This is a genomic window from Serratia liquefaciens ATCC 27592 (genome assembly GCF_000422085.1).
Lineage (GTDB): Bacteria > Pseudomonadota > Gammaproteobacteria > Enterobacterales > Enterobacteriaceae > Serratia > Serratia liquefaciens.
The window spans coordinates 2,507,586-2,529,821 of record NC_021741.1; the positions used below are offsets into that span (position 1 = coordinate 2,507,586).

A 22,236-nucleotide genomic window follows, 5' to 3' on the forward strand; every position below is an offset into this window, starting at 1 on the left:
TATCGGCGAGATAGTTCGTTGATTAACTCACTGTTGAACTGGAGAACGGTTATGAAAGCTTATGTGATTGAACAAGTTGGCGGCCCGGACGTTTTGCAACTGCGCGATATTCCTTCTGTCGCGCCAAAGGCGGATGAAGTTCGCATTCGGGTACGGGCGTTTGGTCTTAACCGCGCCGAAATTTACCGCCGTGCCGGTAAAATGGGCCCGATCGCCGGACAGGTTGTGCCTGGGATTGAAGCCGTAGGCGAAGTGATTGAGGATGCTTCAGGACTGTTTCGCCCCGGGCAGCATGTGGCCACCGCCATGGGGGGATTGCAGTTCACCCGCAACGGCAGCTACGCCGAGGAGGTCACGGTGTTACGCAGCAACGTCATCGATTTGGACGGCATCAGCCTTTCATGGGAAGAACTTGCCGCGCTGCCGGAGAGCTATCTTACCGTATGGGGGGCTCTGGGCCGCTTAATTGACAACGTACCGGGGCAGACGGTGCTGGTGCGCGGCGCGACCTCTTCGGTGGGTCAGGCTGCCGTGGCCTATGCCAAGGCGCGTGGACAGCGGGTTATCGCCACCACCCGATCGGCCAGTAACGCAGCCCGGCTGACCGCTATTGGCGCTGATGCGGTGGTGATTGATACCGGTGAAATTGCAGAACAAATACGGGGTGTAGCGCCGGAAGGCGTAGATGTAGCCCTTGAGGTGGTTGGCGCCGGCACGGTGCGCGATAGCCTCAATGCGCTCAAACCTTTTGGTACCGCAGTGGTAATAGGCCTGCTGGGCGGGGCACCGGTGTTGGATAATCTGCATCTGATGAACGATCTTCCCAATGCAACACGCTTGACCTTCTTTGGCAGTGGGTTGCTTGGCACCCCAGCGCTGCCTTTGGCCGACTCGCCGCTGAAGTGGATTGCTCAACAGGTAGCGGACCAGACCATGCCGTCGCTGCGGGTGAAAACCTTCGACTTTGACGATGTCGCCAACGCTCACCGCATGATCGAGAATGACCGTGCTCAGGGCAAACTGGTGGTTCGCGTCTGAGGCCAGCAAGGACCATGATGGGTAAAAAACAGTGAGGAAGCCTGTGACTGGCTTCCTCATTTGCCTTACTGTTCTGAAAGCTCAAGCTCGGCAATAACCGGCAGGTGATCGCTTGCCGTTGACCAGGTAAATTCAGGCGAATTATGTGGGATATCCAGATTCTTCACGTTCCACTTTTGCCCCTTAAATGTGAAGATATGGTCTATATCAATAGCGGGATTAACCGCTGGCCAACTGCGAGTATCGGCTCCATCTTTCGCAACTTCATTGAAAAAATAGCGTATTTCTTTCAATGGCTGTTCATCTTGAGTCGAGTTGAAATCGCCGGCGAGGATCTTAATCGAGGAAGCCATATCTTTGAAATCAGATGCGGCATCGCCAATACTCAAATCCAACAGGTAGCGTGCTTGTTCAGTGCGTATTGCCGGATCTTTTTGCCAGTCGAGATGGGTGACCATGATGATTGGCGCTGAATCAAATCCGGGAACCTCAACCTGCGCCAGTAATGTGACGCGCTGTTCGGCATCACCCGAGGGTAATTTCACCACCTGTGAATGTAGAATTTTATATTTGGAAAGCAGTCCTACCCCATACTCGCCGTCATCGAAATCAAGCGCTTTGCCAAAGGCATAATGCATTTTATTGGCATCAGCGATTTTTTTAAGCTGATCGAGTTTTTGACTGCGCTGGGTCTTATTGTCCACTTCCTGGATGGCGATGATATCCGCATCTATTCTTTTAATGGCCGAATTAAGTGCGGTGAAATCGGAGACGGCAGAGGAGGCTTCATTTTTACCGATGTTATAGGTGGCTATCTTCAAATGCGGTTTATCCTGCGTGTAAACCTTGTCTGGCACGCCGCCTTTTTGAACGGCAAGTATTTCATTACCAGCTAGTTTGTCGCTCGCCTGCGCGTTGGCGATAAGGCTGCCCAGCGCCATCATGGTGAATATAACTGTTTTTTTCATGTCACCTAATCTCCCGATAAAATAGATTCCTTATCAAAGAATACAGAAGAAAGGGGGCGGTTATTGTGATACCTGACTCATACTTCCGACGCGATGAAAATTAAGGCGCGAATATCTGCCGGCACAGTGCTTTCAGGTATTTAGCGTGGCAAAGCGTTGTTGAACCACCTTCAACACCCATTGCCGCAGCCAACGATGAGCAGCATCGGCCTCCAAACGCGGGTGCCACATCTGCGAAACGGTGATGCTTTGGGTTTTTACCGGCAGTTCAAACATATAAAGCGCAGTGCCCAGCGGTTGATTGATCAGGAAAGAAGCAGGGACCAATGCCACCAGATCGGACGCCTGAGCCACCGCCAGCGCGGCGGGAAAACTCGGCACCACGGCGGCTATTTTTCGTTCCAACCCCAATTCAGCCAATCCCTGATCTACCGGGCCGGTGACCAGCCCACGGCGTGATGCGACCACATGGCCACAGTCAGCATAGGCTCGCGCGGTGATGTCGGCTTTCTGCTCCAACGGATGGCCCTTTCTGACCACCGCGACAAATCGGTCGCGGAACAGCGCCTGCAAGCGAATTTCCGGCCCCATATCCCCCAAAACGCCGATCTCCAAATCAACCCGTCCCTCACGCAAATGCCGGGAGCTTTTTTCCGGTTTGGGCGCAAAACAGAGTCTCACCAACGGGGCTGCCGTTGCCACGGCGGAGATCAGTGCGGCGCCGAATGCTTCGACAAATCCCTCGTTGGCGCGCAGGGTAAATGTTCGTTCCAACGTTGATAAACTCAGTTCTGATACCGAAGGGCGCAGTATCGAACGTGCCTCAAATACGGTGTTTTGCGTACGCTCACGAATCTCTTCGGCATAGGGAGTGAGCACCATATTGCGGCCGGCCCTTACCAGTAAAGGATCTCCGGTGACTGCCCGCAGGCGGCCAAGCGTGCGGCTCATGGCCGAAGCGCTGAGGTTTAGGCGGCGTGCAGCTTCGGCCACGCTGCCGAGCGTAAGCAACGCATCGAGCGCAATCAGTAAATTGAGATCGGGTTCTGACATGTCGGGGATCCTGGTTTATTGATAGGAGCGGCGTCCGATGCAGGTGATTAGTACAAATGCTGCGTCTTCCGCAATCTATTCAGCATAGTTATATTTTTTACCGCACATGACAACGGAAACACAGAGGAATACTTTCATGCATGCAAACACCGCCAATACAGCAACAGACCATGCTGCTCATTGGCGCATACCGGGGGTTGGGTGTTGCGATGACTCACACATCTTGCCGGTAATTGGCTGGATATTTCGCGCTAAAATGATTGCGTAGATCGCGCGTTATCATTAGTTTTATCTGCCATTACTCAATGCGTTAAGGAAATGCCTCATGCTGAAAGAAAACTTCAATGAGCTGCAAATTTTCCTGGTGGTTGCCAGAGAGAAAAGCTTTACCAAAGCGGCGGCTAAGCTGGGGGTTTCTCAATCTGCATTGAGTCATGCGGTGAAGGCATTAGAACAACGTTTAAATACGCGTCTTCTGACCCGAACCACCCGCAGCGTCGCCCCAACGGAGGTTGGGGAGAAGTTAATCGCCTGTCTCGAGCCACGGCTTGCCGAGCTTGAGCATGAACTTGTAATCCTGCTCCAACCAAATGGCACCGCTTCGGGCAATATCAGACTTTCCGCCGGGGAGCATGCCGCGCGGTGCCTGCTGTGGCCGAAGCTAAAACCTTTTCTCCGGGAATACCCTGAAATCAATATCGAACTGGTGGTGGATAATGGCTTCGTTGACATCGTGGAAGGGCGTTTCGATGCAGGTATTCGCCTTGGGGAAAGCGTAGATAAGGACATGATTGCCGTAAAAATCGGACCGGACATGCGAATGGTGGTTGTGGGGGCGCCGAGTTACTTTGCCGAGCACGGGATCCCGCAGACGCCCCACGAGTTGCAGCAACATCGTTGCATCAACATGCGGCTTCCTACCGCCGGCGGTTTATACCACTGGGAGTTTGAGAAAGACGGTAAGCCGCTGCGTGTGAAAGTGGAAGGGCAACTGACATTTAATCTGTTGGCAGAGAGGATCGACGCGGCATCGTCAGGGTTTGGTATCGCCTGCGTACCTGAAGATATGATCCAAAACGCAGTCAAATCAGGGGGGCTTATCCAGATCCTGGATGAATGGTGTCCGACATTTCCCGGTTACTACCTCTATTATCCCAGCCGGAGGCAACATCCCCCGGCGTTTGCCTTGTTGATCGATGCGCTGCGCCATTAACGGGGTTTGGCCGGACACTGCTCGTGTTGCGTCGGTGACAGATTGCTGAAGGTGCTTTTCCTGCGGACGATGGTGACGATGGTAATGCTACTTCTGCCCAACAAAAAAGCCGATAACAAGCTAATGTTATCGGCTTTTGGCTGCCGGTTAGGGCAGAGCGGGCGGATTAGGCGGCAGGCAACTGCTGCGCGGTTTCTTCCACCAGCGCCAGCAGGACTTTGATATCGTCCAGGCTGACCGTAGGGTTCAACAACGTCATTTTCAGGCAGGTCACGCCGTTAAACTCGGTGACCCCGACGTTGGCGCGGCCAGATTCCAGCAACGCATCGCCGATCCGTTGGTTCAGCAATGCCACGGCGGCATCGCCGGCGGCGGCTAACTGCTGCGGACGATAGCGGAACAGCACGCTGGCCAGCTGCGGCTGCATGACCAGTTCCAGCGCCGGCCGATCGCCGATGTAGTGAGCCACCTGTTGCGCCAGCGTTACGCCATGATCGATGATCGCCGCATATTGCTCCTGCCCCAAAGCTTCCAGGCCCATCCACAGTTTCAACGCATCAAAACGGCGGGTGGTCTGCAAGGATTTGGACACCAGGTTAGGCACGCCCTGAGCTTCGTCGAACTCGGAGTTCAGGTAGGCCGCCTGATAACGCATCAGTTCATAGTGACGGGCTTCTTTCAGCAAGAAAGCACCGCAGCTGATGGTCTGGAAGAATTGTTTGTGGAAGTCCAGGGTGACGGAGTCCACCAATTCAATGCCATCCAGATAGTCGCGGTACTTCTCGGAAAGCAGCAAAGCGCCGCCCCAGGCCGCATCGACATGCACCCAGATCTGATGTTCCGCCGCCAATTGCGCAATGCCGCGCAGCGGGTCGATAGCCCCGGCATCCGTGGTACCTGCGGTGGCGACGATCGCCAGGATCTGCTCGCCATTGGCCTTGGCCTGCGCCAGTTTTTCGGCCAAATCGTTCAGATCCATACGTGCGAATTGATCGGTTTTCACCAGCGTCACGGATTGGTAACCCAGGCCGAGTAAAGCCATGTTCTTTTGCACCGAGAAGTGGGCATTTTCAGAACATAACACTTTAATCTTTCTCAGATTACCAACCAGGCCATCCTGCTGCACAGAGTGGCCCTGTTTGGCGAAGAAGGCGTCGCGCGCCAACATCAGCCCCATCAGGTTGCTCTGGGTACCGCCACTGGTGAACACCCCAGCGTCGCCAGGTTGGTAACCTACCTGGGTACGCAACCATTCAATCAGCTTCATCTCGATGAGGGTCGCTGACGGGCTTTGATCCCAAGAGTCCATGCTCTGGTTAGTGGCGTTGATCAACACTTCGGCAGCCTGGCTGATCACCAGGCTAGGGCAATGCAAATGCGCGACGCACTGCGGATGATGCACCGACAGGCTGTCTTTTAAAAAATACTCAATGGCGCGTTCGATAGCGACCTGGTTGCCCAGGCCCTGAGGGGTAAAATCAAGCTTGATGCGTTCACGCAGCTCGGCAACGGTTTTCCCCTGATACATCTCGGGTTGTTGCAGCCACTGCACCACGGCCTGACTGCTCTGTTCGATCGCTTGCTGGTACGCCTCTGTGCTTTGCGCAGAAGCGGCCAGAATCGGGTTTAACCGGGACATCGACTTCACTCCACATCCACCGGCTTGATGCCGGCAGCTAACAGGGCCTGTTCAAATTTATCCAGGAAGATAGCCAGTTCGTCGTTAGTGATCAGCAGGGAAGGCAGCAGACGCAGCACGCAGCCGTTACGGCCGCCGCGCTCCAGGATCAGGCCGGCTTCGAAGCATTTCTTCTGCAACAGGGCAGAGAGCTGGCCGTCAGCCGGGTAGCAACCCATGTGATCCTGCGCTTCGTTCGGTTTCACAATTTCCAAACCGATCATCAGACCCAGACCACGCACGTGACCAATCACCGGATAACGTTTTTGCAGCTCGGCCAGCTTGGCTTTCAGCCATTCGCCTTGCGCAGCAACCTTTTCGGCCACCTGATTATCTTTGAGGTGTTGCAGGGTGGTCAGGCCGGTAGCCATCGCCAGTTGGTTGCCGCGGAAAGTACCGGTATGGTGGCCAGGCTCCCAGGCGTCGAACTGTTTCTTGATACCCAATACTGCCAGAGGCAAACCGCCGCCAACCGCTTTGGACATCACGATGATGTCCGGCTCAATACCGGCGTGTTCGAAGGCGAACAGTTTGCCGGTACGGGCAAAACCAGCCTGAACTTCGTCGATGATCAGCAAAATGCCGTGTTCCTGCGTGACTTTGCGAATACGCTGCAGCCACTCGACCGGGGCCGGGTTAACGCCGCCTTCGCCCTGAACGGCTTCCAGAATGACCGCCGCAGGTTTGCGCACGCCGCTTTCGACGTCATTGATCAGGTTTTCGAAATAGTAAGTCAGCGCTTTGACCCCGGCTTCGCCACCGATGCCGAGCGGGCAGCGGTATTCGTGCGGGTAAGGCATAAACTGGACTTCCGGCATCATGCCGTTAATGGCTTCTTTTGGCGACAGGTTGCCCGTGACCGCCAGTGCGCCATGGGTCATGCCGTGGTAACCGCCGGAGAAGCTGATCACGCCGGTACGGCCGGTATGCTTTTTCGCCAGTTTCAGTGCGGCTTCTACCGCATCTGCGCCCGAAGGGCCACAGAACTGCAGGCAGTATTCCTGGCCTTGACCTGGTAATAAAGAGAGTAAATAGGCAGAAAACTCATCTTTCAACGGTGTTGTAAGATCGAGGGTATGTAACGGCAAGCCGCTGGTAATGACATTTTGGATGCTTTGGAGGACGTCAGGATGGTTATGACCCAGAGCCAGCGTACCCGCACCAGCCAGGCAATCAAGATATTGATTATTCTCAACATCAGTGATCCAAACGCCTTGGGCTTTCGCAATTGCCAACGGCAATTTACGGGGGTAACTCCTGACATTCGATTCAAATTCAGCTTGTCGCGCCAAATATGTTTCGTTATTTACATTTTCTAAATTCACACCGAAATTATCAATACGGACTTTATCCGTCATCATATCTCTCCTACAACTGGGGGTAACAATGACGCCCTAGTTGAATTATTGAATTGAACAATTAACTACCGTGAGAAAAACGGGCCCAATATATGGCTTTTTACCCCCCGGCTCAATAGTTATTTGGCCGGGGGGAATTTATGGTTTTTTTAATAAAAATCAATAAATTGCTTGTTTTGTGGCCAATAATGGCACGATTTAAGGGCGATTGCGGGCTTGACACGGCACAAAAAACCTCCTCAAGAAAAGTAAGGGTACCGGCCCAATACGTTTATTTTGAAGGTAATTTTCAAACAAAGGTCAGGAACATGCGGAAGGAATTTTGAAACAATGTCTTAATATAAATAAGGCATTGCTTAGACATTAACGGACTTTAGCGGAAAAGGGTGCCATTGGCGCATTACCAGGGAATTTCGCCATGACGATCAAAAAATCCTCCCGTTGGGCCATCGTTTGCGATTGAGGCCAGGGCCACGATCGCATCAGTACCCTCGGTTATCGTCTGGCAACCCAGAGGGTTGAGATCGGTTTGGGTAAAGCCCGGGTTAACGGCGTTAATCTTGATTTTCGGCAACGCCTTGGCGTATTGCGTTACCAGCATGTTGAGCGCCGCTTTTGAAGAGGGATAGGCCAGTTGCAATATTCTGGACTCGAAGGTGCCGCTTTTGCCGGTCATGGTATGAAACGAGCCCAGCGAGCTGGACACCATCACCACTCTGGGGTTGGCGGCGGCTTGCAGCAGGGGGAGAAAGGCCTGCATCATGCGAACTACGCCAAAAACCTGGGTTTGGTAGATTTCCGTCAGGGCTACGGCGCAGGTTTCCCTTGGGTGTCCCCAGGGGCCAGAAACGCCGGCGTTATTGATCAGAACATCTAGGCGATCGTGCACCTTGCTGAAATCCGCCGCCGCCTGACGCACTGACTCCTCGGAAATCACATCGATGATCAGCAATTCTGCATGCAGGCCCTGCTGCGCCAGCTCTTGAATGGCCTGTTCGCCGCGCAGGGGATCCCGCGCGCCGAGGACTACGTGCCACCCGCACCCGGCAAGACGCCGGGCGGTTTCATGACCCAGGCCCCTGTTGGCACCCGTAATCAATACGGTGGTTGTCATGGTTATGCCTTACTCGACAAAATCATGTCTGCGGCTTTTTCACCGATCATAATGCTGGGAGCATTGGTGTTGCCGGTAGGAATGACCGGCATCACCGAGGCGTCGATCACGCGCAGACCAGACAGACCGTGCACGCGCAATTGCGGATCAACCACTGCCATGTTGTCGGTCCCCATGCGCGCCGTACCGACCTGATGGTGGTAGGAAGCCGTCATTCGGCGAATGTAATCGCGCATTTTATCGCGGTTATTCACACCCTCCATGCCCATCTCTTTGCCGCGCCACGGTGCCAATGCGGTTTGCTTCATCACTTCGCGCAACAGCAGGGCCTTGTCGGTCATGACCTCAAGATCTTCGTTTTCAGAATAGACTCGCGGATCCATCAGTGGGGCTTGCAGCGGGTCACGTGAGTTGAGCCAGAGACGGCCACGACTTTTCGGTGCGACCAGACCGGGAGTGACAGTGTAACCCTGAGCGACGCCCGGCATGAACGGCATGGTGAACAGCAGGGACTGGGTGTCCGGCGCGGAAAGCTCCGGGGCTGACTTATGGAAAATCTGCGCTTCAATGCCGGAGGCCAGACCGACAGCCACCGGCTGCGGCGAAGACCAAACCATAGGACACACCAGATGATCGTGCAGGTTTTCACCCACGCCTGGCAGGTTGACCAGGGTCTTAATGCCCATTTTCTCCAGCTGCTCGGCCGGGCCGATACCGGAGTGCAGCAGAATGGAAGGGCTCATCAGTGAACCTGCGCACAGCAGCACCTCATGACGGGCCTCGATGCGATAATCGGTGCCACGATGTACAAAGTGCACGCCGGTAATGTGATCGCCCTGGTTAAGCAGCTTCAATACCCGAGCTTCGGTGATCACCGACAGGTTATCCGCTCCGCGAATGGCATCGCCGTAACAGACCCAGGCGCTGGCCCGTTTGCCGTCTGGCGTCATGGTGTACTGCGGGAAACTGACGCCGGTGGAATCCTGGCCGTTGTTGTAATCCTGCACCAGCCGCAATCCGGCCTGTTGTCCGGCCTCAACAAAGGCGTGGGCCAATGGCGTCATGGCGGGACGAGATACCTGCAGCAGCCCTCCGGTAGCATGCAGGTTAGACAAGCCATCGATATTGCAGTTTTCCGCTTTGCGGAAATAAGGCAGCACGTCCTTCCAGCTCCAGCCGGTGGCCCCCATCGCCGCCCAGTTGTCGTAATCGGAGGGCAGACCACGAACGTACATCATGCCGTTAATAGCGCTGGAACCGCCCAGGGTCTTGCCGCGCGGCCAGTAAATATCCTGTTTGCCGGCGTAAATCTGCGGTTGAGTCGAAAAACCCCAGTCAACGGCGGAATGCCACAGCGCCATGGCTTCCGGCGGGTTATGAATGGCCGGCATATCGTCGCGTGGCCCGGCTTCCAGCAGCAGGACCTTTAATCCGGCATCAACCAGCCGACGGGTCACCACCGAGCCGGCCGAACCGGCGCCGATTATAATGTAGTCGTATTTTTTGTCGTCGCTTCCGGTCCCGGTGCTGCGAGGGGCCGGCTGGCGGGCATAGCCGGAGAAAGGCAGTGCGGCTGCAGCGCTCATTGCCAGACTGGCGGCAATGAACCGACGGCGGCCGGCGTCGGTCTGTAGTTTATCTTGTTTCATGACGATCCCTTTTTATTGGTTTGGACGCAGGAGCTTAGTGAGCGTCGACGTCTTTCAGAGCAATCCAGGTGGCTTTCATTTCGCCGTATTGCCGCATCGCATGTAACGACAGGTCGCGGCCGATGCCTGACTGTTTGAAACCGCCGAAAGGCGAGAGAATATCGCGGGTCAGGAAGTGATTGACCCAGACGGTTCCTGCCTCCAGTTGGCGGGCAACGCGGTGAACTTTGGCGATATCCGGCGTCCAGAAGCCGGCGGTTAAGCCGTATTCGCTGTCATTTGCCAACCGGATGGCGTCTGCTTCGTCTTCAAACGCGATGACCGAAGCGACCGGGCCGAAGATTTCGTTTTGCGAGGCGGTCATGGTCGGGGTGGCGTTGTCGATAACCGTTGGCCAGAAGAAATGCCCGCCCTGGACGACGCTGTCGTCCGCATGGCCACCACAGACGATGCTGGCGCCTTCATCACGCGCGGAGTCGACATAACGCAGGACATTGGCCTGATGCCTGGCATCAATCATTGGCCCCATCATGGTTGCGGGATCGAGTGGATGCCCTGGCTGCCAGCGGTTCACTTCTTCAATCAGCAGCGCGACAAACTGCTCCTTGATGGATGACTGCACCAGCAGGCGGGTCCCTGAGGCGCAGACCGCCCCCTGATTGGCGCAAAAGCCCAAGGCGGCAAAACGTGCTGCACGTGCCAAATCTGGCGTATCGGCAAAAATGATATGCGCGTTCTTACCGCCGCCTTCGAGGTAGGTGCGTTTCATGTTGGACTGGCCGGCATAAATCAGCAGCTGTTTGGCCACCTGGGTGGAGCCGGTAAAGGCCATCACCCGCACGGTGGGGTGCAGCGCCAGTGCCTGTCCGACCTGAGCCCCGCCGGTCACCACGTTGAATACGCCATCGGGGATACCGGCCTGTTGCGCCAGCTGCGCCAGGCGGATGCCGGTTAACGGTGCTTTTTCAGAAGGTTTGAACACCACCGAGTTACCCATCGCCAGCGCCGGCGCAATCTTCCAGCAGGCAATCATCAGCGGGTTGTTCCACGGCGTCATCACCGCTACCACACCCAAGGCCTGGTAGGTGATCATGCCGTGGAAGCTGTCGCTGGTAGGGGCGATTTCGCCGGCAATCTTGTCGATCGCCTCGGCGTAATAACGCAGTGCGATCTGCACGTCCTGCATATCCATATCCAGCGACTCATGGATGGTTTTGCCGGTGTCCAGGCTTTCCAGCAGCGCCAGTTCCTCTTGATGCTGACCGACCAAATCGGCCAGGCGCAGCAGGGCGTTTTTGCGCTGTACCGGCGATTGGTCGCGCCAAATTCCAGATGCAAATGTTCGGGCCGCCGCCGCAACGGCTCGATCTACGGTGGCGGCGTCGCAGTCGGCAACCGCCGCTAGCAGCCGACCGTCGATCGGGCTGATATCGGCAAAAGTGGCACCGTCGGCAGAGTCCTGATACTGACCGTCGATATAGGCACGCCCTTCGATCTGCAGTGCGTTTGCCTGCTGCTGCCATTGTTCAAAGGTTTTCGTCTGGCTACTCATAGGGAGTCCTTGTTTCAGTCTGTGGGGATCCTCTTTCGAGGGATAAAGCTAAACTAGCTGTGGTCAGGCTGAACAACCAGAGGGCTTGCCGTATCACACTGGTGCCGAACAGGCACCAATGGATGACGTATATTGTGCTAATGACGAGCGTGCTGAAGGGACGTGAATGTGGACATGATGAATGCATTACGCATATTCAATGCGGTGGTAAAAGGCGGCAATTTTACGGCGGCTTCAGAGGCGCTTGACCTTTCCCGACCGCGAGTGAGCAAGAGTATTGCCGAGTTGGAACAGCATTTTGGCGTGCGCTTGCTGCACCGTACCACGCGGTCGATGACGCTGACGGAGGCCGGGCGGGAATGTTACGAATACAGCCAGCGCATTGCCGGCGAATGCCAGGCGTTGGAAGCCTATATGGGCAACCAGGGGCAGCCCGCAGGCACCTTGCGTATCAGTGCGCCACACCCCTATTGTCGGGCTGAACTGGCAACCATAGTGGCCGGTTATCAGCGTCGTTATCCGCGGGTGTCGGTGGAGTTCTGCCTCAGCGACCAGTTGATCAACCTGATCGATCAGGGGATTGATGTGGCGATCCGCGTGGCCAATCTGTCGGATTCGTCTCTGGTGGCGCGCAAGCTGTGTGAAATACCCCGAATACTTTGTGCGTCTCCCGATTATTTAAAGCACCACGGGACCCCAGACAACCCACAGGCACTGCGGGAGCACAATTGTCTGGTCTACTCACTGTTGCCCCGTGCGGAACAATGGGAATATCTGGATGAGGAGGGGCGTCTGATCGAGGTGCCGGTATGCGGATCGCTGCGAGCCAACAGTGGCGATGCCTTGTTGGCCAGCGCGCTGGAGGGCAGAGGCATTATTCTTGAGCCGGAGTTCGTGGTGAGAGAGGCGTTGGCCAGCGGCGCGTTGATCAGGTTAATGAGGGATTACACCTGGAGCCATCGATCGCTGTACGTGGTCTATGTTAACCGGCGCTATCTGCCGGTTAACATTCGCAGTTTTGTCGATTTTGTCGCGGAGTACTATCGGCAATCCAGATTACCGCCGGGGCAGAAACTCACGGACACCCCGCCGGCGGCCTGAACGCAGGGCTACTCTGCGTCGAACTTAAAGCGCGCGGCTTCTGCTATCAACTCCCGCGCCAGCGTTTCATTCGCCAACGCGTCCAGCAACAGCAGGTTAAGGCGAGTCAAAAATAGCGCCAGAGGTTCGCCGGTAAACGGCTCGGCGGCCAGATAGAACTGGCTGTACAGCTCATCGAGCTGCTGTTCGGTCAATTTAGCCTGCATCTTTTGCTCCTTGGTTATCGTTCTGCCAGCCGCTGGCCCGCAAGATGGCCTGTTCGATGACGGCAAAGTCCACATCATCACTCTGCGTCCAGCGCCAGCAGACGTGCCCGTCCGGTCGAATCAGATAGAGCGCGCCGGCGGGCCCGCTGTAGGCCGCGTGCACCTGCCCATCAGGATCTTCCACCCATCCGGCAGCGCCAGCCTGCGGTTGTCCAGGCCGCCCCAGAGTGACCACGCGCAGCAACGGATGGTCGCTGATTTCCACAGCGCTGGTAGCGTGCTGCGCCGGGAAGCGCAGCAGGGTGAAGAGTCGCGCATCCAGCAATCGGGTCAGGTGGGTTGGCTCACCATTCAGTAACAGGGGGAACTCCGGCAATACCGCGCCGAGTTTGGGCCCTACAGCCACGGGGGCCGTCACCGTCGGGGTATTCAAGGGCGAATCCCCGTAACAAATGCTGTGGGTCTGACGGGGATTGATCAGCGCGGAAAACTGCGGGTGACGAGCCGCCAGCGACAGCACCGCATTACGCAGCGTGCTGCCGGCCGGGGTCGCCGGGCACATAAACTCGGCGCTGCGGCTGGCTTGTCCGGCATTTTCACGCCAGGCCTTCTGACGTTCGCTGGAATAACTGGCCAATAGCGACGGTGGCGCCAACCCTTTCAGCACGTAGGCCAGCTTCCAGCCGAGGTTATAGGCATCGTCCAGCCCGCCGTTAAGCCCACGTACGCCGAAAATTGGCACTACGTGCGCCGCATCGCCGACGAACAGCACCCGGTCGTGATGATAGTTGTCCAGCGACAGCGCTTTGGCGTTGTACATGCTGATCCAAATCGGGCGCCATTTCCCTTTTTCACCGACCATATCGAGAAAACTCTCGACGACCGGCAGCACGTTTTCCGGCTTCAGTCCTTCTTCGTCGCTGACGCCGTCTTCCAGCAGGTAATCAATGCGCCAGATGTTGTCCGGTTGGCGATGCATCCACATTGGGCCAGGGCGCAGGGCGGTTTCGAACCACACGCGCCGTTCTGCCGGGGTCTCGCTTTCCAATTCAATATCTATGATGGCGAAGCGTCCATGATGCACATCCCCCTGCAGATGCAGACCCATTTGTTCCCGCACCCGGCTGCGGCCACCGTCGCAGGCAATCACCCAGTCGGCTTCTAACTGGTAATCGACCCCGACAGCATTCAGTGACAATGTCACACCTTCGTCATGATGCACCAGGCTCTGGAGCTCGGTACCCCAACGCAGTTCGATCAAATCCTCATGGCGCAGCACCTCGTCCAGCAAAAATTGCTCGATATAATACTGCTGCAGGTTGATCATCGCCGGAAACTGCTGGTTATCATCCACCAGCATGTCGAACTGCATCACCATCTCGCCCTGATAAAAGCTGCGTCCACGGGTCCAGGCGAGACCCTTGCCGACAAAGGTGTCTGCCAGCCCCAGTTTGTCGAGGATCTCCAGGCTGCGGCGGGAGATGCACGCCGCCCGGCTGCCGGTGCATACCTGGGTATCATTCTCCACTATCAACGAAGCGATGCCTTGTTTCGCCAATGCCAGCGCCAGCGATAAGCCCACCGGTCCACCGCCGACAATCACCACCCGATGCCGACGCTGTTCGCGGTTATCGTGCAGCGACGGTAGCTTGACCGCATATTGTTGATAACGGAATTCACCAATCACGTTTTCTTGTTGCATAAAGATTCTCCTTGCCGTTGCCGGTTACTCCGCCACAGGGGCGATCAACTCAGAAAAGGGATGCCGGATCTGGCCCGCCTGCATCGGCATTACCCAATCGGGAAGTTGCTGCGTGATTTCCACGTCCATCAACACCGCTTTTTCAATAAAATGCGCCAGATGCTCCATCGCTTCGGGCCGGGCATCGTGCAACACCATCACCGTCCAGGGCTGATTGGCGATATCTTCCAGCGCACGCGCCACCCAGGCGTCGGTTGGCAATTCCCAATCCCGCGGTACCGAGTTCCACAACACCAGACTGAACCCTTGCTGTTGCAGCACCTCAACCGCCTCTTGATTCAACACGTGCGGTCCGAGGATCCCTTTACCGGCATAGGGGCGAAACAGCGGCGGCGACTCGGCGTATTGACCCAGTCGGGCCTGGCCTTCGGTAATTTCGTGACGGGCAAAACCCGGAGCCCCCAGCCCCAGAGGCAGAGAGTGGGTCAGGGTATGAATGCCGACCCGGTGACCGGCGTCTTTCACCGATTTAACCAGAGCTTCACCGCCAGGCGCGGAGATCTTCTCGCCGATAGGGAAGAAGTTGGCCAGAATGCGGAACTCCTGCAGCGTCTTCAGCACCAGCGGGGTTCCCTGGGGATGGGGACCGTTATCAAAGGTCAAAGTGAGTTTTTTATGCATGTTCCTGCTCCTGAGAAGTGGCCAGCATCAAATCAACTGCGCGCTCTGCCACCATGATAGTCGGTGCATTGGTATTGCCTGCCGGGATGCGCGGGAAAATCGACGCATCAGCGATACGCACTCCCGCCAGGCCACGCAGGCGAAGTTCCAGATCCACCACGGAAGTCGCGGGATCTGCCCCCATGCGGCAGGTACCGGTAGGGTGATACTCCGTTTTGCCATGCTCACGCACGAACGACGCCAACTGTTCATCGCTGTTCAAATTCGGCGCGGGCAACAAAACCCGATCAATCAGTGACGCCAACGCCGGGACCTGGAACAGCTGCAAGCCCAGACGTACCGCTCTGACCTGCGCCGCGACATCTTCCGGCGTCCCCATATAATTGAGGCTGATGCACGGTAACGAACGTGGATTACCGTCGCGCAACCGGACTTCACCCCTGGCCTGTGGCCGCAGGTGCGCCAACTTGAGGGATAGGGCATGTTGGTTTTGCGCCTGTTTTCCCTTGTCGTCGACGTTATCCGACGCCGCCAGCCCCATCAGCTGCACATCTGGCCGATCGTCGTCGCCGGTGGCGAAAAAACCGCCGCACTCCAGCAGGTTGGAGGCGCAGATACCGCGTTTGAACAGCAGCCATTCCAGACCGTTCGCCAACGCCTTCAGGCCTTTGTCTTGCCCGAGCAGGCTAATCGGCTTTCGCAGGCTGGCAATCAGCGAAAAATGCAGATGATCCTGCAGGCGTTGGCCGACCAGAGGGCTGTCAACCTGGAGTTTGATGCCGACTTCGCGCAGATGCTCTGCTGGACCGATGCCGGACAGCATCAACAGTTTTGGGGTCCCGATGGCGCCGGCGCATAACACCACTTCCCGGCTGGCCAGCGCCTGTTGGCGTTTCCCCTCGGCGTCGGTAAATACCACGCCGGTGGCACGATCCTGCTCCAGCAACAGGCGCTCAACCAGCACGCCGGTCATCACCTGGAGATTCGCGTGTTGGCGCACCGGTGCCAGATAGGCTACTGAGGTGCTGCAACGGTGCCCCTGATAGGTGGTAGTTTGATAGAAGCCTATGCCTTGCTGGCTGGCGCCGTTAAAGTCATTGAGATAGGGATAACCCAGCTCCTGACCGGCTTTGACGATGGCGTAGCTGAGCGGATGGCGATAACCGGAGTCGCTGACTTTCAGGTGGCCGCTATCGCCATGATAGTCGTCGTGCAGGCTCTGGTTGCATTCCGACCGGATAAAATAGGGCAGCACATCGCGATAGCCCCAGCCGGTACAGCCGTCCTGGGTTTCCCAATCGTCATAATCCCTGGCATTGCCACGCACGTAGAGCTGTCCATTCACCGAGCTGCCACCGCCCAGAACACGGCCCTGCGGTACGCTCATCGACCGATTGTCCATATGGGGTTCGGCATCGCTTTGATAGGGCCAGACCAGCTTGCCGACAATTTCCGGAAATCCGGCCGGCATGCGGATGAAGATCCCTTTGTCTTCTGGCCCGGCCTCCAGCAGCAAAATGCGCGCCGAGGTTCTTTCCGCCAACAAACCGGCAACCACGCAACCGGCAGAACCACCGCCGACCACAATGTAGTCGTACCTTTCATTCTCTTTCATGCTCTCTCCGTGCAGATGAGGGTGGAAAATTTGCGATGGAAGAAAAAATATATTTTTTAATATAAAGAATATTTTTTGTTGATGTCACTATTTTTTGTCGATAGCATGACATTTATGCAACATCGCACGGCTCAGTCATGAGCTGCCTCGCTAGAAGGAGAGAACGGTTATGGATGTGAGACTGGCTGATAAACGCGCCCTGGTATGCGCTTCCAGCAGTGGTTTGGGTTATGCCTGTGCTGCAGCCCTGCTTAGAGAAGGGGTCAGCGTCTGGATTAATGGCCGCGACGAAGAGCGCCTGCTGGCCGCGCAGCAGCGGCTTAAGGCTGAGACCGGCGGGCGCGTTTTTACTGTCGCCGGTGACATAACCACCCTGCAAGGGCGCGAAGCCTTACTGGCTGCCTGCCCGGATGCCGATATTCTGGTCAATAATAACGCCGGGCCACCGCCGGGGAATTTCTTTGAGTTTGACGAGCAGACCTGGCTGTCGGCGCTGCAAGGGAATTTGCTGGCACCGCTGATGTTGATCCGCGCCTTGATACCGGGGATGCGCGAGCGGAAATTTGGCCGCATCATCAATATCACCTCGGCGATGGTCAGTACGCCGCGTGCGCACATGACGCTTTCCGCTGCGTCGCGCGCCGGTCTGACGGCCGCCTGCAAAGGGTTGTCCCGCGAATGCATTGTCGATAACGTCACCATTAACAATTTGCTGCCGGAACGTTTTGATACGCCTCGCCAGCAGCAGATGGCGCAGGTGGCGATGAAACAGAGCGGCATTACCTTCGAACAGGCGCGCCAACGACAGATTGACTCGATCCCCGCCGGTCGCATGGGCCAGCCTGCCGAATTCGGCGCGGCCTGTGTTTACCTGTGCAGCGACCTGAGCGGATTTATTACCGGGCAAAACATGCACCTGGACGGCGGCGCCTATCCAGCGTTGTTATAACCGTACAGCGAGATAAAACAGCGAATGAACAGCAAACAAACAGAAAACCTGCAATTGCAGAACGGGACTTTCAAAAGCCTGAGCGGCGCCGCCGTGGCGCTGATCCGCCGTCGGATTATCAACGGTGAATACTCGCCGGGCAGCAAACTGGTGATCGGCAATATCGCCGGTGAATTGGACATCAGCCCAGGACTGGTGCGTGAGGCGCTGTCGCGGTTGGTGACGGAAGGGCTGGTGACCGCCCACGAGCAACGCGGTTTTCGTGCCAGTGAGGTATCACTTAGCGAACTGAAAGACATTACCGCCAATCGACAACTGATCGAAACCCATGCTTTGCGGTTAGCGATTGCCAACGGTGATGCTGAATGGGAAGCGGGGATTATCGCCGCCTTTCACCGACTGACGCGCTGCCCGCGCATGGATGACGAAGATCACTCGGCAAACTGGAGCCAGCTCCATTACAGCTTTCATCGCAGCCTGCTGATGGCCTGCAATTCACCGTGGATGCTGCGCTTTTCCGACTTGCTGTTCGATCAGTCGGAGCGCTATCGCCGCCTGCGGTTCGGTTATGAGCTGGAAGGGATGGATGCGCCACGCGATGTCGACGGTGAACATCAGGCCATCATGGATGCGGTGCTGGCGCGCGATGCCGACCGCGCCGTCGAGCTGCTTAGCCAGCATTATCAAAGCACCGTGCAGCGAATTATCAACCAGGCCGACAGCACCATATTCAACGGCGCGGCTGCGTCCCCGGAGGCCAAATGAAGATCGTCAGTTTTATTAGCCAGGGGCGTGCAGGTTATGGCCTGCTGCGCGGAGACGACGAGATTGTCGACTGCAGCCAGTCATTGCCCTATCCGGACGTGCGCAGCGCGTTAGCCGCCGGCAGTTTTAACGTGTTCCTGCCGTTTGTGAATGCGCCTGCCACCCTGAAAGCCAGCGAGGTCAGTTGGTTGCCGCCGGTGCCCAACCCGGACAAAATTATTTGCGTGGGGCTGAATTACCGCCCGCACCTGCTGGAAACCGGCCGTGCTGAGCCCGATCGGCCAACGCTGTTTTTGCGGCTGCCTTCTTCACAGGTCGGACATCAGCAGCCGCTGCTGGCACCGCCGGAGTCGTCTCAATTTGACTATGAAGGCGAGCTGGCCGTGGTGATTGGTAAAGGGGGGCGCCGCATTGCCCAGCGCGATGCCATGCAGCATATCGCCGGTTACGCCTGCTACAACGACGGCAGCGTGCGCGACTGGCAGCGGCACAGCTCGCAATTCACACCCGGTAAAAACTTCCGCCACACCGCGGCCTTTGGTCCCTGGCTGGTCAGTGCCGACGACATTCCCGACCCGCGTGCGCTAACGCTGGAAACCCGTCTGAACGGACAGGTGATGCAACAGGCCTCTGTCGATGACCTGATTTTCTCGATCCCGGCGCTGATCGAATATTGCTCGGCATTTACCGATCTGCTGCCCGGCGATGTGCTGGTGACCGGTACGCCCGGTGGCGTTGGCGCATTCCGACAGCCACCGGTCTGGATGAAAGCGGGGGATCGGGTGGAGGTCGAGATTGCCGGTATCGGCACCCTGAGTAACCCAGTGATTGACGACGCCTGAGGGCGTTAAAGGACTCTTTTCCGACAAACGAGGTGGATTACGATGGCTGATATCAAAGTGCTTCCACAGGTTTCCGCCTTTCTGGCGCAGGAACATGGGCAGTTTATCGATGGACAACTGATCCCGGCGGCGGGCGGACAACGCTTGCCGGTAGTCAATCCGGCCAATGGCCAGACGATCGCCAGCGTGGCTGGTGCCACGGCCGACGAAGTGGAGCAGGCGATGCAATCGGCTGACCGGGCGCTGAAGGGCGAATGGGGAAAAAGCCTGCCGGCCCAGCGTCAGCAGATACTGTTACGCTTTGCCGATCTGCTGGAGGCCCACAGAGAGGAGATTGCCCAGCTAGAAACCCTGACCAACGGTAAGCTGATCGGTTCCTCCAGGCTGTTCGAGGTTGACCATACCTGCGTTTTCATCCGGTATTACGCCGGTTGGGCCACCAAACTGCATGGTGAAACCCTTGCGCCGTCAATCCCTTCGTTTAACGGCGAGCGATATACCGCGATGACTTACCGCGAGCCGGTGGGCGTGGTGGCGGCCATTATTCCCTGGAATTTCCCGGTGATGATCGCCATTTGGAAAATTGCAGCCGCCTTGTGCACCGGGTGTTGCATCGTGGTCAAACCCAGTGAGTTTGCACCTTTGACCCTGCTGCGTCTGGCGCAGTTGGCCCATCAGGCCGGGGTGCCTGCGGGCGTGTTCAACGTGGTCAATGGCGAACGCCAGGTGGGGCAGTGGCTGATCGAGCATCCACGGGTCAATAAAGTCAGTTTCACCGGTTCGGTTCCGGCCGGTATCGCGATCGGCCAGGCGGCGATAAAAGCCGATTTGACCCGCATCACCCTGGAGTTGGGTGGAAAAAACCCGGCGGCGTTTCTTGCCGACGTCGATACCCAGCGGGCGGTGGACGGCATTATGCTCGCCGGACTGGTGCATCAGGGGCAGGTCTGTTCCTCTGCCGAGCGGTTTTATATTCATGCGTCGCGCTTCGACGAGATTGTCGAGCAGGTTATCGCCCGGGTCGAGGCGCTGCAAATAGGTTCGCCGATGGACGAAGCCACGCAGTACGGTCCGTTGGCTAACCAGGCGCATTTTAACCGCATCAAGGCGATGTTTGATCAGGCGCACAGCCATGACCAGGTACTGAGTGGCGGTACGGTGCTGGACGGAGAGGGGTTCTATGTGACCCCGACGGTGATCCGTGCCACCGGTCAGGACGATCCGCTGATGCGTGAAGAAGCCTTCGCCGGGGTGCTGAGCTTTATGCCGTTTGAGGATGAAGAGCAACTCTTGCATTTGATGAATGATTCGTCCTATGGCCTGTCCGCCAGTATCTGGACCAATGACTTCAGCAAGGCGATGGATTTGATGCGGCGGATTGAGGCCGGAATGGTATGGGTAAATTCGCACACCATTATGGATCCGGCGGTGCCGTTCGGCGGGATGAAAGCCTCCGGTATTGGCCGCGAGTTCGGCAGCGCGTTTATCGAGTCCTATACCGAACTTAAATCCGTCATCATGTGCTACTGAATCCCACGGAAACGGGGCCACGGCCCCGGTAAGGAATCACAATGACCACATTGCCCCTCACCGAATACGATCCGCCATTTTCCATTACCCGCGCCAGCCATCTGGTGCTGACCTCGCGTGACCTGGCCGCCAGTGAGCTGTTTTACACCCAGGTGATCGGCATGGTGCTGACCCATCGGGAAGAGGACAGGCTCTATTTGCGCGGGCTGGAAGAGGCTTGCCACCACAGTCTGGTTATCAAGCTCAGTAAGGCGGAGCCCCACTGCGAACGCGTTGGCCTGCGTGTTTTTCGTGAAAAAGATCTGGAGTTGGCCAAGCTGTTTTTGGACCGGCAAGGGTTGGAGAATTGTTGGGCGGAGGTGCCGTTTCAGGGGCGTACTCTGCATTTCACCGATCCGACAGGTACGCTGATCGAACTGTGCGCCTCAATGCCCGTGGTGCCGCGTTTGCACCATCAGGTGCATCTGTACCGTGGCGGCAGCGCCCAGCGGCTGGATCACTTCCAGTTGCACACTCCCCACGTGCAGCGGGCAGCCGAATTTTACATGACGAAGCTGGGATTCCGGGCCACAGACATCTATTTCAATGAGGGTGGAATGGGGGCCGCATTCTTACAACGCAAAGGCAATACGCAGGATCTGGTGTACTTGCATGGCCCCGGCCCGCGTCTGCATCACTTCGGTTATACCATCCCCGATTCGCAAGAGATCCTGCGCGCCTGCGACACTGCCGGCAATCTGGGCTTTGGCAGCAGCATTGAACGCGGGCCGGGCAGGCACGGTATGGGCCATGTCCTCTATGTTTATCTGCGGGATCCGGACGGGCATCGTATCGAGCTGCACAACACCCCTTATCAGATAATCGACATTGAGCTGGAAACCAATATTCTTGCACCCGATCAACGCCAGCAGTTGCTGCCCTGGGGGCTGCCGCCGCAGCGCAAATGGGTCACCGAAGCCAGTGCCTTTGCCAACACGCCGGTAGAACCGACCACCGAGGGCTATCCGCTGGTGCTGGAAGAGTACTTATCCCGCCAATAGGGCTTGATGCCCGAACCATGCCAGGGCAACCCTTGGATAACCTTGTGCCCGGAAACTCTCCGGGCAATAACATCGGCCTTTACTTCCGTTTTTTTTCAACCAATATGGTCCGGCTGAAATGACAGTCGGAGCCGCCATGGCTCCGTTTATCCACAACGTCGTGGTTGTGGCACAAGGCATCG

General features: G+C 56.9%; 19 protein-coding genes. 8 read left to right on the forward strand and 11 right to left on the reverse strand.

Annotated elements, in window-relative coordinates:
- The first annotated feature begins 51 nt into the window (after positions 1-51).
- A complete protein-coding gene (locus M495_RS11755) occupies positions 52-1,038 on the forward strand; it encodes a zinc-binding dehydrogenase (RefSeq protein WP_020826877.1) in 987 nt (328 codons plus the stop codon).
- Between the two features lie 65 nt (positions 1,039-1,103).
- On the opposite strand, the gene M495_RS11760 is transcribed toward M495_RS11755, so the two are convergent.
- Both M495_RS11760 and M495_RS11765 read right to left on the reverse strand, forming a co-directional pair.
- Positions 1,104-2,006 (reverse strand): endonuclease/exonuclease/phosphatase family protein, encoded by a 903-nt coding sequence (locus tag M495_RS11760; protein WP_020826878.1) that lies wholly within the window; start codon positions 2,004-2,006, stop codon positions 1,104-1,106.
- A gap of 132 nt (positions 2,007-2,138) precedes the next feature.
- A complete protein-coding gene (locus tag M495_RS11765; RefSeq protein WP_020826879.1) occupies positions 2,139-3,059 on the reverse strand; it encodes a LysR family transcriptional regulator in 921 nt (306 codons plus the stop codon).
- 325 nt (positions 3,060-3,384) lie between these two features.
- Between M495_RS11765 and M495_RS11770 the strand changes: the two genes are divergently transcribed.
- On the forward strand, positions 3,385-4,272 hold the full coding sequence (locus M495_RS11770) for a LysR family transcriptional regulator (protein WP_020826880.1): 888 nt from the start codon (positions 3,385-3,387) through the stop codon (positions 4,270-4,272).
- Between the two features lie 166 nt (positions 4,273-4,438).
- On the opposite strand, the gene M495_RS11775 is transcribed toward M495_RS11770, so the two are convergent.
- The 5 genes from M495_RS11775 to M495_RS11800 form a co-directional block, all read right to left on the reverse strand.
- Positions 4,439-5,911 (reverse strand): pyridoxal phosphate-dependent decarboxylase family protein, encoded by a 1,473-nt coding sequence (locus M495_RS11775; protein ID WP_020826881.1) that lies wholly within the window; start codon positions 5,909-5,911, stop codon positions 4,439-4,441.
- Positions 5,912-5,916: 5 nt separating this feature from the next.
- Positions 5,917-7,308 (reverse strand): diaminobutyrate--2-oxoglutarate transaminase, encoded by a 1,392-nt coding sequence (locus tag M495_RS11780; RefSeq protein ID WP_020826882.1) that lies wholly within the window; start codon positions 7,306-7,308, stop codon positions 5,917-5,919.
- Between the two features lie 400 nt (positions 7,309-7,708).
- On the reverse strand, positions 7,709-8,422 hold the full coding sequence (locus tag M495_RS11790; protein ID WP_020826884.1) for an SDR family NAD(P)-dependent oxidoreductase: 714 nt from the start codon (positions 8,420-8,422) through the stop codon (positions 7,709-7,711).
- Positions 8,423-8,424: 2 nt separating this feature from the next.
- Positions 8,425-10,071, reverse strand: coding sequence for a GMC family oxidoreductase (locus tag M495_RS11795; RefSeq protein ID WP_020826885.1), 1,647 nt, complete (start codon positions 10,069-10,071; stop codon positions 8,425-8,427).
- A gap of 34 nt (positions 10,072-10,105) precedes the next feature.
- Positions 10,106-11,623 carry an aldehyde dehydrogenase family protein gene (locus M495_RS11800; protein ID WP_020826886.1) on the reverse strand — a complete coding sequence of 506 codons (1,518 nt, stop codon included), beginning with the start codon at positions 11,621-11,623 and terminating at the stop codon, positions 10,106-10,108.
- Between the two features lie 174 nt (positions 11,624-11,797).
- Here M495_RS11800 and M495_RS11805 point away from each other — a divergent pair, with 174 nt between their 5' ends.
- The gene (locus M495_RS11805) at positions 11,798-12,724 is read left to right on the forward strand and encodes a LysR family transcriptional regulator (protein ID WP_020826887.1); all 927 of its coding nucleotides are present in this window, start codon (positions 11,798-11,800) and stop codon (positions 12,722-12,724) included.
- An 8-nt stretch (positions 12,725-12,732) separates the two neighbouring features.
- On the opposite strand, the gene M495_RS11810 is transcribed toward M495_RS11805, so the two are convergent.
- Genes M495_RS11810 through M495_RS11825 form a run of 4 tightly spaced genes read right to left on the reverse strand, consistent with a single transcriptional unit; the run spans position 12,733 to position 16,928 of the window.
- Entirely contained in the window at positions 12,733-12,930 is a 198-nt protein-coding gene (locus M495_RS11810; RefSeq protein WP_020826888.1) for a hypothetical protein, read from the reverse strand.
- Entirely contained in the window at positions 12,920-14,632 is a 1,713-nt protein-coding gene (locus M495_RS11815) for an FAD-dependent monooxygenase (RefSeq protein WP_020826889.1), read from the reverse strand. Before M495_RS11815 ends, M495_RS11810 begins: the two co-directional genes overlap by 11 nt.
- Before the next feature lie 24 nt (positions 14,633-14,656).
- Positions 14,657-15,313 (reverse strand): polysaccharide deacetylase family protein, encoded by a 657-nt coding sequence (locus M495_RS11820; RefSeq protein WP_020826890.1) that lies wholly within the window; start codon positions 15,311-15,313, stop codon positions 14,657-14,659.
- Positions 15,306-16,928: a GMC family oxidoreductase gene (locus M495_RS11825; RefSeq protein WP_020826891.1), complete on the reverse strand. Its 1,623-nt coding sequence runs from the start codon at positions 16,926-16,928 to the stop codon at positions 15,306-15,308. The genes M495_RS11820 and M495_RS11825 overlap by 8 nt, the downstream gene beginning before the upstream one ends.
- A 169-nt stretch (positions 16,929-17,097) precedes the next feature.
- Between M495_RS11825 and M495_RS11830 the strand changes: the two genes are divergently transcribed.
- From M495_RS11830 to M495_RS11850, 5 genes are read left to right on the forward strand one after another with little or no spacing between them, the layout of a single operon-like run.
- On the forward strand, positions 17,098-17,877 hold the full coding sequence (locus M495_RS11830) for an SDR family oxidoreductase (protein ID WP_020826892.1): 780 nt from the start codon (positions 17,098-17,100) through the stop codon (positions 17,875-17,877).
- A 24-nt stretch (positions 17,878-17,901) separates the two neighbouring features.
- Positions 17,902-18,642, forward strand: coding sequence for a GntR family transcriptional regulator (locus M495_RS11835; protein ID WP_020826893.1), 741 nt, complete (start codon positions 17,902-17,904; stop codon positions 18,640-18,642).
- Positions 18,639-19,484, forward strand: coding sequence for a fumarylacetoacetate hydrolase family protein (locus M495_RS11840; protein WP_020826894.1), 846 nt, complete (start codon positions 18,639-18,641; stop codon positions 19,482-19,484). The genes M495_RS11835 and M495_RS11840 overlap by 4 nt, the downstream gene beginning before the upstream one ends.
- A gap of 42 nt (positions 19,485-19,526) precedes the next feature.
- Entirely contained in the window at positions 19,527-21,014 is a 1,488-nt protein-coding gene (locus M495_RS11845) for an aldehyde dehydrogenase family protein (RefSeq protein WP_020826895.1), read from the forward strand.
- A gap of 41 nt (positions 21,015-21,055) precedes the next feature.
- On the forward strand, positions 21,056-22,054 hold the full coding sequence (locus M495_RS11850) for a VOC family protein (RefSeq protein WP_020826896.1): 999 nt from the start codon (positions 21,056-21,058) through the stop codon (positions 22,052-22,054).
- Positions 22,055-22,236 lie beyond the last annotated feature (182 nt).

Coding starts and splice junctions, on each gene's coding strand:
- M495_RS11815 (WP_020826889.1), bottom strand. CDS start 14,632: ATGCAACAAGAAAACGTGATTGGTGAATTCCGTTATCAACAATATGCG.
- M495_RS11780 (WP_020826882.1), bottom strand. CDS start 7,308: ATGACGGATAAAGTCCGTATTGATAATTTCGGTGTGAATTTAGAAAAT.
- M495_RS11765 (WP_020826879.1), bottom strand. CDS start 3,059: ATGTCAGAACCCGATCTCAATTTACTGATTGCGCTCGATGCGTTGCTT.
- M495_RS11810 (WP_020826888.1), bottom strand. CDS start 12,930: ATGCAGGCTAAATTGACCGAACAGCAGCTCGATGAGCTGTACAGCCAG.
- M495_RS11850 (WP_020826896.1), top strand. CDS start 21,056: ATGACCACATTGCCCCTCACCGAATACGATCCGCCATTTTCCATTACC.
- M495_RS11805 (WP_020826887.1), top strand. CDS start 11,798: ATGATGAATGCATTACGCATATTCAATGCGGTGGTAAAAGGCGGCAAT.
- M495_RS11775 (WP_020826881.1), bottom strand. CDS start 5,911: ATGTCCCGGTTAAACCCGATTCTGGCCGCTTCTGCGCAAAGCACAGAG.
- M495_RS11840 (WP_020826894.1), top strand. CDS start 18,639: ATGAAGATCGTCAGTTTTATTAGCCAGGGGCGTGCAGGTTATGGCCTG.
- M495_RS11845 (WP_020826895.1), top strand. CDS start 19,527: ATGGCTGATATCAAAGTGCTTCCACAGGTTTCCGCCTTTCTGGCGCAG.
- M495_RS11770 (WP_020826880.1), top strand. CDS start 3,385: ATGCTGAAAGAAAACTTCAATGAGCTGCAAATTTTCCTGGTGGTTGCC.
- M495_RS11835 (WP_020826893.1), top strand. CDS start 17,902: ATGAACAGCAAACAAACAGAAAACCTGCAATTGCAGAACGGGACTTTC.
- M495_RS11830 (WP_020826892.1), top strand. CDS start 17,098: ATGGATGTGAGACTGGCTGATAAACGCGCCCTGGTATGCGCTTCCAGC.
- M495_RS11820 (WP_020826890.1), bottom strand. CDS start 15,313: ATGCATAAAAAACTCACTTTGACCTTTGATAACGGTCCCCATCCCCAG.
- M495_RS11825 (WP_020826891.1), bottom strand. CDS start 16,928: ATGAAAGAGAATGAAAGGTACGACTACATTGTGGTCGGCGGTGGTTCT.
- M495_RS11795 (WP_020826885.1), bottom strand. CDS start 10,071: ATGAAACAAGATAAACTACAGACCGACGCCGGCCGCCGTCGGTTCATT.
- M495_RS11800 (WP_020826886.1), bottom strand. CDS start 11,623: ATGAGTAGCCAGACGAAAACCTTTGAACAATGGCAGCAGCAGGCAAAC.
- M495_RS11760 (WP_020826878.1), bottom strand. CDS start 2,006: ATGAAAAAAACAGTTATATTCACCATGATGGCGCTGGGCAGCCTTATC.
- M495_RS11790 (WP_020826884.1), bottom strand. CDS start 8,422: ATGACAACCACCGTATTGATTACGGGTGCCAACAGGGGCCTGGGTCAT.
- M495_RS11755 (WP_020826877.1), top strand. CDS start 52: ATGAAAGCTTATGTGATTGAACAAGTTGGCGGCCCGGACGTTTTGCAA.